At 66.6% G+C, this 10,897-nt stretch carries 12 protein-coding genes; 5 read left to right on the top strand and 7 right to left on the bottom strand.

The window, feature by feature from the left end; all coding sequences use genetic code 11:
* From Y900_RS01890 to Y900_RS01905, 4 genes are all read right to left on the bottom strand, one after another.
* Positions 1-1,488 carry an Hsp70 family protein gene (locus Y900_RS01890; RefSeq protein WP_036338363.1) on the bottom strand — a complete coding sequence of 496 codons (1,488 nt, stop codon included), beginning with the start codon at positions 1,486-1,488 and terminating at the stop codon, positions 1-3.
* A 91-nt stretch (positions 1,489-1,579) separates the two neighbouring features.
* Positions 1,580-2,209 carry a TetR/AcrR family transcriptional regulator gene (locus Y900_RS01895; RefSeq protein WP_036338365.1) on the bottom strand — a complete coding sequence of 210 codons (630 nt, stop codon included), beginning with the start codon at positions 2,207-2,209 and terminating at the stop codon, positions 1,580-1,582.
* Positions 2,210-2,211: 2 nt separating this feature from the next.
* The gene (locus Y900_RS01900) at positions 2,212-3,279 is read right to left on the bottom strand and encodes an NAD(P)H-dependent amine dehydrogenase family protein (protein ID WP_036338367.1); all 1,068 of its coding nucleotides are present in this window, start codon (positions 3,277-3,279) and stop codon (positions 2,212-2,214) included.
* Positions 3,276-4,142 (bottom strand): SDR family NAD(P)-dependent oxidoreductase, encoded by an 867-nt coding sequence (locus tag Y900_RS01905; RefSeq protein ID WP_036338370.1) that lies wholly within the window; start codon positions 4,140-4,142, stop codon positions 3,276-3,278. Before Y900_RS01905 ends, Y900_RS01900 begins: the two co-directional genes overlap by 4 nt.
* A gap of 92 nt (positions 4,143-4,234) precedes the next feature.
* On the opposite strand from Y900_RS01905, the gene Y900_RS01910 reads away from it, so the two are divergent.
* Together Y900_RS01910 and Y900_RS01915 are read left to right on the top strand one after the other, a co-directional pair.
* The gene (locus Y900_RS01910; RefSeq protein ID WP_036338373.1) at positions 4,235-5,440 is read left to right on the top strand and encodes a thiolase family protein; all 1,206 of its coding nucleotides are present in this window, start codon (positions 4,235-4,237) and stop codon (positions 5,438-5,440) included.
* 2 nt (positions 5,441-5,442) lie between these two features.
* The gene (locus Y900_RS01915; RefSeq protein ID WP_036338375.1) at positions 5,443-5,853 is read left to right on the top strand and encodes a Zn-ribbon domain-containing OB-fold protein; all 411 of its coding nucleotides are present in this window, start codon (positions 5,443-5,445) and stop codon (positions 5,851-5,853) included.
* 3 nt (positions 5,854-5,856) lie between these two features.
* On the opposite strand, the gene Y900_RS01920 is transcribed toward Y900_RS01915, so the two are convergent.
* The 3 genes from Y900_RS01920 to Y900_RS01930 all read right to left on the bottom strand — a co-directional run bounded on the left by Y900_RS01920 (position 5,857) and on the right by Y900_RS01930 (position 8,158).
* Positions 5,857-6,327 (bottom strand): ATP-binding protein, encoded by a 471-nt coding sequence (locus Y900_RS01920; RefSeq protein WP_036338376.1) that lies wholly within the window; start codon positions 6,325-6,327, stop codon positions 5,857-5,859.
* 30 nt (positions 6,328-6,357) lie between these two features.
* Positions 6,358-6,747 (bottom strand): STAS domain-containing protein, encoded by a 390-nt coding sequence (locus Y900_RS01925; protein WP_081844951.1) that lies wholly within the window; start codon positions 6,745-6,747, stop codon positions 6,358-6,360.
* Between the two features lie 157 nt (positions 6,748-6,904).
* Positions 6,905-8,158 (bottom strand): PP2C family protein-serine/threonine phosphatase, encoded by a 1,254-nt coding sequence (locus Y900_RS01930; RefSeq protein ID WP_237752475.1) that lies wholly within the window; start codon positions 8,156-8,158, stop codon positions 6,905-6,907.
* Positions 8,159-8,318: 160 nt separating this feature from the next.
* Between Y900_RS01930 and Y900_RS01935 the strand changes: the two genes are divergently transcribed.
* The 3 genes from Y900_RS01935 to Y900_RS01945 all read left to right on the top strand — a co-directional run bounded on the left by Y900_RS01935 (position 8,319) and on the right by Y900_RS01945 (position 10,644).
* Positions 8,319-9,671: a cytochrome P450 gene (locus Y900_RS01935; RefSeq protein ID WP_036338381.1), complete on the top strand. Its 1,353-nt coding sequence runs from the start codon at positions 8,319-8,321 to the stop codon at positions 9,669-9,671.
* A gap of 209 nt (positions 9,672-9,880) precedes the next feature.
* A complete protein-coding gene (locus Y900_RS01940) occupies positions 9,881-10,234 on the top strand; it encodes a DUF6319 family protein (RefSeq protein ID WP_036345558.1) in 354 nt (117 codons plus the stop codon).
* Positions 10,235-10,359: 125 nt separating this feature from the next.
* Positions 10,360-10,644 carry a hypothetical protein gene (locus tag Y900_RS01945; RefSeq protein WP_410432626.1) on the top strand — a complete coding sequence of 95 codons (285 nt, stop codon included), beginning with the start codon at positions 10,360-10,362 and terminating at the stop codon, positions 10,642-10,644.
* Positions 10,645-10,897 lie beyond the last annotated feature (253 nt).

The following is a 10,897-nucleotide window of genomic DNA, read 5'->3' on the forward strand; positions in this document are numbered from 1 at the left end:
TCAGGGCGCCACATTGAGGTTCGGCGCCGGCGGCAGGCCGGGAATCCGTGGCGGCGGCGGCAATCCGGGAATCAACGGCCGACGCGTCGAGGTGGTCGTGGTGTCCCACTGGGTGGTGGTCGTCGTGGTGGTCGGCGTCGTGGTCGTGGTGGTCGGCGTCGTGGTCGTCGTTGTCGTGGTGGTAGTGGTCGTCGTGGTGGTCGGCGTCGTGGTGGTCGTGGTGGTCGGCGGGGTCGTGGTGGTGGTCTCCACGGTCACGACGGTGGTCGGGGCCTGTGGGGCGGGCGCCTGCTCTGTGACGGTCTGGACCGGCGGGTTGGTCAGCGTGCCGGTCTCAGCAGGCGGCGGTGCTTGCGGTGCGCTCACGATCGACGACACCGCGGTGGCCGGAAGGGGTTTGACCGAAGGGGTGCTCGGCGTGCTGGTGCCGGTGAGTGTGTAGGCGAAGCCGCCGACGGCGACCGCTGCGACGGCGGCCGCCCCGCCGAGCAGCAGCGGCACACTGCGCGTCAGGCTGGACCCGCGCTCCTTGGGCGGTTCCGCGTCGAGGATCGACAGGTCGTCGTCCTCGGCGTCGCTGTAACCGCGGTAGTCGGCGTCGCTGTAGCCGTAGGACTGGTCGTACCCGGCGGTATCGTCCGGCGCGTCGTCGTTGGACCAGGCCAGCGGCGCGGCCATCGTTGCCGACTGCGGACCGGGGTCGGCGATCATCGGCGCGGGCGCCATGCCGGTCGGCGCGTCGGCAGCCAGCTGCCGTGCTGCGGCCAGGCCGGCTCCCAGTGCCGCATCCAGATGGGGGTGCGCCGAGACCGTGACCGGCATCTTCAGGTGCTCGGAAAGGTGCTGCGTGGCCACCGGTGTCACCGATTCGCCGATGACGGCGACGGCGCTGACATCGGCCCGGCCGATCCTGGCGCGCTCCAGTGTTCCGTCCAGGGCGCGCAGGAATTCGGTGTCGTCGCCGGACAGTTCTGCGAAGCGGGTCGTCTCCCCGATCTGGCGGTAGTCGGCGGCCGCGTCGGCCAGGGTGACGGATGTGCCGCCGCCACCGAAGTCGCACACCACGATCACACCCCGGCGAGGCAGCCCGGGGTCGCTCTGCAGAGAGCGCAGCGCCGCAGTCGCGTCGGACACCAGCAGCGGCGGTGCGGCCGCCGACGCCAGCGCCGGCAGATTCCAGAGCGCATCACGTAGCGCATCGCGGCGGCCGGGTCCCCAGTGCGCCGGAACCGCGACGCCCGACACCGCGTTAAGGCCCGAGCCCTCGGTGTCTGCCAGCCCGGACAGTGCCGCGGCCAGCAGCTGCTCGGCGCGATAGGCGAAGCCGTCATCGCCGGTCAACGGGATCGGGTCACCGACGCGGTCGACGAAATCGGTCCAGAGCTGGTCGCCGAGCGTGACCGCGGCGGGACAGATCACCGGCGCCGCCCCGGCCCGCGCGGCGACCAGGCTGGCTGTGCCCACGGAGATACCCAGCGGTTCGGTCATCCGGCCATGATCACCAAGGCTTGGTGCGAAAGTCACTCAGGCGCGCCGATTCGGCACGCCCCTATGACCTAACTGTGACTTTGCTTGGTGCTCATTGCCTTTGCCCATGGCAATCGAGGTAACAGCAGATCACGTCGACCAGCGCGGTCAGCTCCCGATTGCTGCGCGCAGCGCCGGCCATGACCAACTGGGTGATCACCAGCCCGCGCATGGTGGCCCAGATCAGGTCGCCGATGGCCGCCGCGTGTGGATTGTCCAGCCCCTCGGCGATGTCACGGCTCAAATCTGAGATGGCCTTCTGCAATTCGACGAGGTGACGGGTCCCCCGTTTGTCGCGCATGGCCCGGGTGCCGATGAGGATCTCCAGCGAGGCGCGTGAGGTAGGGCTGGAGAACGCTGCCCACGCGGCGTGGACCACCAGTTCAACCCGCTTGCGGCGGCTCTGCGTGGGCGACGGCGGCGGCAGGCTGCGCAGCAATTCCAGCAGTTCGGTGAAACCCCGGTCGACAACAGCCATCAGCAGGCCGTCGCGGTCGCCGAAGTGGTACTGCACAACGCCCCACGTGACGCCGGCGCGTTCGGCGATGTGCTTGGCGCTGGCGGTGGCGAACCCCTCCTCGACGACGCAGCGCACCGTCTCGTCGAGGACCGCCTCACGGGTGCGTTCGGCACGTTCCTGGCTCCCGCCGGGTGGGCGCCGTGGCGCGATTTTGGGTGTCATCGTCACCACATCACGCGGTCGGCATGCGCGGCAGGTAGGTCCTTGACCGACAAGAGGCCCGAAGGTGCGGCGCATACCGCGTCGATCGCGTTGACGGCGCGCGCGGCGGTCGAGATGACCCCGCCGTCATTGTGGTCGACGCCGTCCAGGCCCAGGCGGGTGTTGATCTCCACCCCGGGGTTGCCGTGCACGACCACGCGGTGCACGCCGAGGCGGCCGTCCGGCGGATAGGGCCAGTCCGGCGCGGTGATCGGGGTGAGCCGGTTGACGTGTTCCATGGTGATCACCGGCTGCCCGTCACGGATCCCCTCCACCGCGAACCGGACGGCGGCGACATGACCGGGTGCGACGCTCATCATCGTGCAGTCGATCGGTTCGGGTGTCACCCAGCTTTCGTGCGACTCCCGCACCTCGTCGAGCGTGACCCCCAAGACATCAGCCAGTGAGCGGACCTGGCCGCCCCACAGCGAGGACAGCACGCCCGGGGCGAACATGATCGGCGTGTGGTCCGGCGTGGTGCCGAAACCGAAACTGACACCGGTGAATTCGGCGTCGTCGTAGCTGCCGTAGTCACAGATCTCCGAGACCGTGATGCCGGTCGCGCGCCCGGCCAGCGTCAGCGCGGTGTAGACCAGGCTGTCCCCGGAGTAGCCGGGGTCGACGCCGTTGATGTACAGCGAGGTGCCGCCCTCGGCACACGCCGCGGCCAGTGGTTCGCGGATCCACGCGTCGGCGTGCTGCGGGGCGACCAGCCACACCATCGATGTGCCGACCACGTTGGTGCCGGCCCGCAGGAACCGGCAGATCTCCTCGATGGCCTGCTGCGGGCGCATTTCGGCCTGGGAGGTGTAGACGACGCAGTCGGCGCCGAGGGCCACCAGCGCATCGATGTCCTTGGTGGCGATGACCCCGGTGGGTTCGGACCGGCCGCAGATGTCGGCGGCGTCGCGGCCGACCTTGTCGGGGCCGTGGGCGTGCAGCCCGACCAACTCGAGGCCGGGCCGCTCGATGATCAGCGGGAGCGCATGCTTGCCGACGTTGCCGGTGGCGAACTGGATGACGCGCTTCACAGCAGGTCCGTGATGGTCTTGAGGCCGGCTTCGTAGAGCACACCGGGCATCATGCCGCCGTCGATCTCGATGGTGGTGCCGTTGATGAAATCGGCTGTGCCACCGCACAGGAACACCACGGCGCGGCCCACCTCCTGCGGCTCTCCGGCGCGATGCATGGGCACGGCGTGGAAGTACTTCTCGCCGTTCGGGTCGTCCTTGGGCAATACGAACGACTTGAAGTTGTCGGTCATCGTCGGCCCCAGCGCCAGACAGTTCACCCGCACTTTCGGTCCCCATTCCTCGGCCAGCGATCGGGTCAGATGGTTGAGGCCGGATTTCGCCGCACCGTAGGACACCAGCGTCGGCGAGCCGGCGGGATGTCCTGCGCCGCTGGAGATGTTGACGATCGAGCCGACGCCGTCCTGTTCGCGCATCTGCCGGAACACCCGGACGGCGAACCACATCGGGCTGATCAGGTTCATCTGAATGGCGAAGGCGTGGAACAAGACTGTGCGCTCGTACTCGTCGTCCGAGGCCGGCGCGCCCTGGATCTGGGAGACCAGGCCCGGGATGCTTTCGACGTTCGGCGCGGGCACCGTGCCCCCGGCGTTGTTGACCAAGATGTCGATGCGGCCGTAGTCGGCCACCACCTGCTCGACGAAGTGGTCGATGGCCCGGTAGTCGCCCTGGTCGCATACCCGCTGCGAGGACCGGGCCAGCCACTCCGGATTGTCGGCCACCCCGGGCATCGCATCGAGTGGTCGGCGCGAGCAGCCGATGACAGTGGCTCCGGCGCGCAGTAATTCGTGTGCGATGCCCAGGCCCACGCCGCGGCTGGTGCCGGTGACGACGGCGACTTTGCCGTCCAGGGGTGATGCCACTGTGAGCTACCTCTCGCCGGATCCAATTCTCATTAAGCGCTCAATATGATTACATGCTCAATGTTATTGGGCAATGACTGGAGGACAGCGGCATGGGTCTGCGCGGAGATGCCGCGATCGTCGGCTACACCGAACTCCCCTCCACGAAGCGACCGACCGGCCCGCTCGAGTTCACCCTCGAGCAGTGGGCACGGCTGGCGAAGGCCGCCCTCGACGACGCCGGCTTGTCGGCCTCCGATGTGGACGGCATCTGCACCACGCATCTGCAGGAGTCCCAGATCTTCGTGCCGTCCACGGTCATCGAATATCTGGGCATCAAAGCCAATTTCGCCGAGATGGTCGACCTCGGCGGGGCCAGCGCGGCGGCGATGGTCTGGCGGGCGGCGGCGGCCATCGAGCTGGGCTTGTGCAACGCGGTGCTGTGCGTGATCCCCGCCACACCGATGACACCGGTCTGCGCGCAGAAGCCGCTCGACGTCAGTGAGTTGATGTACTTCGGGGCGTCGAGCAACAGGTACGGCTCGCCGCAAGCCGAATTCGAGATCCCCTACGGCAATCTCGGCCAGAACGGTCCCTATGGTCAGGTCGCGACGCTCTACGGCGCCACTTACGGCTATGACGAACGGGTGATGGCCAAGATCAGCGTCGACCAGCGGGTCAACGCCAACCACACGCCGGGCGCGATCTTCCGCGACGTGCCGATCACCGTCGACGACGTGCTCACCAGTCCGGTCATCGCCGCGCCGTTGCACATGCTGGAGATCGTCATGCCGGTGATGGGCGGCGCCGCGGTGCTGGTGACCGGAGCCGAGTTGGCCCGTCGCAGCGTCAACCGCCCGGTGTGGATCAAAGGATTTGGCGAGCGGGTGCCGTACAAGACGCCGACCTACGCCCAGGAGTTGTTGCAGACTCCGATGATCAAGGCGGCCGCGTCGGCGTTCTCGATGGCCGGGCTGACGCCGGCCGACATGGACATGGTGTCGATCTATGACTGCTACACGATCACCGTTCTGCTCAGTCTGGAGGACGCCGGCTTCTGCCAGAAGGGCAAGGGCCTGCAGTTCGTCGCCGAGCACGACCTCACGTTCCGCGGCGATTTCCCGATGAACACCGCAGGCGGGCAGCTCGGCTATGGGCAGGCCGGCACTGCCGGCGGGATGCACCACATCTGCGACGCCGCCCGCCAGATCATGGGCCGCTCAGGTGCCACCCAGGTCACAGACTGCAACCGTGCCTTCGTCTCCGGCAATGGCGGCATCTTGAGCGAACAAACCACCCTGGTATTGGAAGGCGACTAGTCATGGGCGACTTCGACAAGCCGATGCCGATCCCGACGCCGACCGCCCAACCGTTCTGGGATGCCCTGGCCGAGCACCGGATCCGGATCCAGTATTCGCCGTCGGCTCAGCAGTACGTGTTCTATCCGCGGGTGCTGGCGCCGGGCACGTTGGCCGACGACCTGGAGTGGCGGGAGATTTCCGGAGCCGCCTCGCTGTATACGTACACGGTGGCGTACCGGCCGGTGGCACCACACTTTGCCGACGAGCTGCCTCAGCTACTCGCGGTCGTGCAATGGGATGAGGGGCCACGGTTCTCGACGGAGATCGTCAATGCCGACCCGGCGGAGCTGGAAATCGGAATGCGACTCAAGCCGGTGTTCTACGACTATGCCGACTCGGGCGTCACGATGCTGCGCTACGAGCCTGCTTGAGGGCTATCCGACTCGGGCGTCGTCGTCGGATTGCTGGACCGCGTGAACCTGGTCGAAGCGCAGGAAAACGGTGGTGCCCAGCGCGGAGGAGTCAATGGTGACGTCATCGGCGAGCGCGCGCATCAACGGGATGCCCCGACCGCGCGTACGGCTCTGGGTGGCTGGAGTGGACTCCCGCCACTGACCTTGGTCCGCGATCGTGATTGTCAGGGTGTTGCCGTTGCGCACGGCCTCCACGTCGATGGTTCCGATCTCACCTTTGAGGAGATAGGCAAACTCGGCCGTATTGGCCAGCGCTTCGTTGACCGCTAGCACGATGTCGCTGAAACGAACTCGATCGATATCTCCGCAGGCCCGCAGCCAGGTCGCGAACTCGTCGCGAACCTTGGCTGCGTTGTGCGCATCAGCGACGACATCGTTGCGCGTGAAGCGGTCACCATCGGCTGTGTGACTTGAGTAACTCGGTGTCGTCATGGCAAATCTCTTATACCCAACTTCCGAGAATTACTCACCAAGTGCGGCGCGCGCCTCATCCAATGTTGCGTACAAGCCGATGATGTCGGCGAGGCCGACCAGTTTGAGCGGCCGGCTAGTGGCGGGCCCGCTGGCCACCACACCGAAGCCGATTTCCGCGGACGCCTTGTCGCGGGCGGCGACGAGAACACCCATACCGGCCGAAGCCAGGAAGTCGACGTCGGACAGGTCGACGATGATGGCAGTCGGGTTCTTGGTCAGCGAGGCGGTGATGCTGGCCTCGAGCTGAGGCGACGTCAGCATGTCGACTACGCCGGCTGCAGATATGACGACCGTCCGCCCGAACCACTCCTCGTTGATCACGCAGCCAGTGTTGGCCGCAGTGGTCGTGCCGGTGGTGGCAGTGGCTTGTTCGTCCAAGATTCACCTCACTACGCGCGCCGGACGGCGCGCTCGCAATCATAAAATGCCTGCGAGGCTTCCGTCTGAACCTGGCAAGAACTTACTAGCTCTGTGCGCCGATCTGCTTGCGGCGCGTTGTCTATGCCCGAAATTCTACCGGGCCGACCGTCCAAGGCTAACGCACCGCGCCAACGGATGCGTCAATCACAGTCAACGCCAAGAACGCCACATCGTCGTCGGGACGCAGTACAGCTACCAGTTCGGCCAACTCGGCCACCAGCTCGGTGGCCGGCAGTCCGACCCGCTCAGCCAGGAAAAGCCGCAAGGCCGATTCGCCGAAGGTGGTGTGCCCGTCGGGCCGGGCCTCCACGATCCCGTCGGTGTACAGGAGCAGGGTTTGCCCCGGGCTCAGCAACGTCTCGCACGCCTCGAACGTCGCGTCTGCGACGGCACCGATCAACATGCCGCCCGATGAGCGAACCGGGCGAATGGATCCGCTGTCGCGATCCAGCAGCAGAGCGGGCAGGTGGCCCCCGGTCGCCAGGGTGATCCGGAAACCGTCGGCTTCGGGTCGAAGCTTTCCCGACAAGACGGTGCAGAATCGTCGCTCTTCTGCGTCGGCGATCAGCGCCGCGTTGAGCTCGTCGAGGCCGTCGGTCGGGTCGTCGTAGTGCAGAGCCGCCGCGCGCAGGGTGTGGCGCACCAGGGCGGTGACGGCCGCGGCCGCGGCCCCGTGGCCCTCGACATCACCGAGGAAAACGGCCCACTCGTCGCGAGCCACGCCGAACACGTCATAGAAGTCGCCGCCGACCTGACCGGAAGCGGCCGGGTGATAGTGCGCCGCCATCGACAGACCGGGGATCACCGGCAGCGCCGACGGCAGCAGGGCGCGCTGCAGCACTGAGGCGTACTGCTGGGCGGTGTCACGCAGTTCGCGCTCGGCACGAACCGTCGTCAGCGCCGAAAGTCGCAGTTCGAGAGCCTTCATCACGATTGCGGCGAGATCCTCCAGGGTGGCCAGCTGGTCGTCGGTGACGTCACCCGGCTCGGAGTCGAGAACACTGACAGTTCCCAGCTGATGCCCATCGTCTGTCGTGACGGGCGCGGCGGCATAGAAGCGGATTCCGAATTCACCCGCGACGCTGGGGTTTCGGGAGACGTACGGATCGGTGGCGGTATCGCGAACCACATAGGTCCGGCTGTCGCCGATCGCCAGGCTGGACAGCCCCGCTTCGCGCGGAATCTCGGTAAGGCCCTCGACGCCGTACGTCGCCTTGAACCAGATCCGGTGCTCATCGACGAATGTGATCGTCGCCATGGGCTTGTCCAACGATCGGGCGGCCACCCGGGCGATGCGATCGAATGCCGCGTCGGGTGCGGTGTCAAGAATTGCGTAACGGTGCAGGGCCCGCAGTCGTTCGCTTTCCACGTCTGCGCTGCTGGGTGCAGTGAAATCAGTGGTCACCATGGGCTTTCGGCCGTCCGGTTTGTTGACATTTCAACCCTACGCGCGTTGATCACTTCGCGCCGTCCGCAGGATTTTCGTTCGATCTCGAGGACCCGGGGCATCTTCTTCCTATACTGGACTCATGTCTAATAAGACGTCGCCGCTGCCACCGGGTCCTGCGCTGCCGCCTGTCGTGCAAGCCATGCTGATGTTGCGCTACTGGCCGCGATTCGTCTTGGCGTGCCGGCGCCGTTACGGCCGCACCTTTACGCTGCGGATCGCCGGCCTGGGCACTCTGGTGTATCTCGACGATCCGGCCGACATCAAGCAGGTGTTCGCGGGCGATCCCGCGATTTACCATGCGGGCGAGGCGAACTCGATGCTGTCCGGCCTGCTGGGTCCGGCGTCGGTGCTGGTGGTCGACGGCGAGGTGCACCGCGACCGCCGGCGACTGATGCTGGAGCCCTTCCACCGCGACGCGGTGGCGCGCCAGACCGAGGTGATGGCCGAGATCGCGGCGGCCAACATCGCCGGCTGGCCGGTGGGCACGGCGTTCCCGGTGGCACCGAAGATGTCGCAGATCACCCTCGAGGTGATCATGCGTCTGGTGATCGGCGCCAGTGATCCAACCCGACTGGCAGCGCTGCGCGAGGTACTGCCACGGTTGCTGAACCTGTCGGCCTTCCAACTGTTGGCGATCGGGACGCCCAGCCTGCAGCAACGGCTGCCGTGGCGCGGGGTGCGCCGCCGCATCGAGGAAGCCGACCGGCTGCTGTATGCCGAGATCGCGGAGCGCCGCGCCGCCCCCGACCTGGCCGTCCGCACCGACGCGCTGGCCATGCTGGTGCGCGCGGCCGATCAGGCCGGCCGGACGATGACCGACGCGGAGTTGCGCGACCAATTGATGACCTTGCTCGTCGCCGGGCACGACACCACGGCGACCGGGTTGTCCTGGGCGCTGGAGCGGCTCAGCCGCAATCCCGCGGCGCTGGCCAAAGCGGTGCGCGCGGCCAAGGTGGGCGACGACGAGTACCTGGATGCGGTGGCCAAGGAAACCCTGCGTAGTCGACCGGTGGTGTTCGACGTCGGACGGATCCTCAAACAGCCCGTCGAGATCGCCGGACATCTGTTGCCGCCCGGTGTGATGGTGGCGCCCGGCGTGGGGCTGGTGCACTCCGACGACCGGATCTACCCCGACGCGGACCGCTTCGATCCGGATCGCATGATCGGCGCGACTTTGAGCCCGACGACGTGGCTGCCGTTCGGTGGCGGCGCGCGCCGGTGCCTCGGCGCGACGTTCGCCATGGCCGAAATGCGGGTGGTACTGCGGGAGGTGCTTCGGCGTGTCGACATCGCGACCACCACGGAACGCGGTGAACGCCAGCGGGTCAAGCACGTCATCCTCATACCTGAGTACGGCGGCCGGATCACGGTGACAGGACGGCGGACGCCACGCCCGATCGTGGGTCGCGAAAACACAGCGGCAACAACGTAATTCGTCGGCCAGTCGGCCCTTCTCCGCCACGACATGCCCCGCGGATCTCTTTGCCATCTGTCGAACGTATGTTCTACTGGATGCACTTGCAAGCCGCTGCGAATGCTGTTCAGGAGGAACTCGACGTGACCACGACTCTAGACACCCAGGCAACCGAAGCACCGTCTACCGACGCTGCCATGCCCGACGCGTTGCTTCGCCCGATCGACATGACGATGGCTGACAGTGCGGTTCCGCCCGCGCCTGCCGAGCCGACCGAGCCCGTGAAGGCGCCGGCCAGGAAAGCAGGCAAGAAGACCAAGACGCTTGAACTCACCCTCACGGTCACCGGTACGGCCGACGGCGAATGGCGCGCCGAACTCAAGCGGGGCACCACATACGTGGCCCGCAACCTTGCGATCGCGGCGGCCGCCGTGTCGCGGGCGGCCAGGGAACTGCATCAGGATCTGGCGGCTCCGATCGACGAAGTCATCGAGGAGGCGCGCTCGGAGCAGGCCGCCCGGGTTGCCGCACTCGAGGCCGAGTTGCAGGCCGCTCGCGCGGCCCTTGCCGATCTCGACTGACGCCGCAACCGGCCGTCATGCGGCCGGGATCAGCGCGACATGCAGGTTAAGCCGCACTTCCGGGTTTCAAATCGGCCAAATCTGTGAATTATCTGCGTGCTGTTCCCAACCGAGAGAGGTTCCCAGTGAAGCGAATCGTGTACCCCGTCCTGGCGGCATCGGCGGCGGCAGCCGTCCTGAGCGGCTGCTCGGCCTCGGAGGTCGTGAACACCGGCGGCGACACCAAATGCAAGGACTTCCTCACTCAAGACGAGAAGAAGCAGAACGACGAAGTCAGCAAGATGCTCAAAGACAAGAGCGGGCAGGATCCGGCGAACCTGGAGATCACAGCCACCAAGACTTCGGTCACGGTGTACTGCCAGACGCTTGGCAAGGAAGACACCAAGATCTCTGAGGCGCCCCACGGCTGATCGGCCGTCGTCGGCATAGGACCCACACCCGCGGGTGGGGTGCGGCCGGGACAGCGAACCTTTCGCTGACCTCGCCGCAATCCCATCCGCGGTTTGTTTGCTTCTGCTCGAATGTTCGTCCAATGCCTGCTCAACTCGAGCGCCCGCCCGTTCCGACATCTGCTTTCAGAACGTATGACGTAAAGCTTTGGTTGAGTCGACTAACTGGATATATTTTGACCTCCATTGACGACCACGCGCTGTGGTCATACGC

It is taken from the genome of Mycolicibacterium aromaticivorans JS19b1 = JCM 16368 (assembly GCF_000559085.1).
Classification (GTDB): Bacteria; Actinomycetota; Actinomycetes; order Mycobacteriales; family Mycobacteriaceae; genus Mycobacterium; species Mycobacterium aromaticivorans.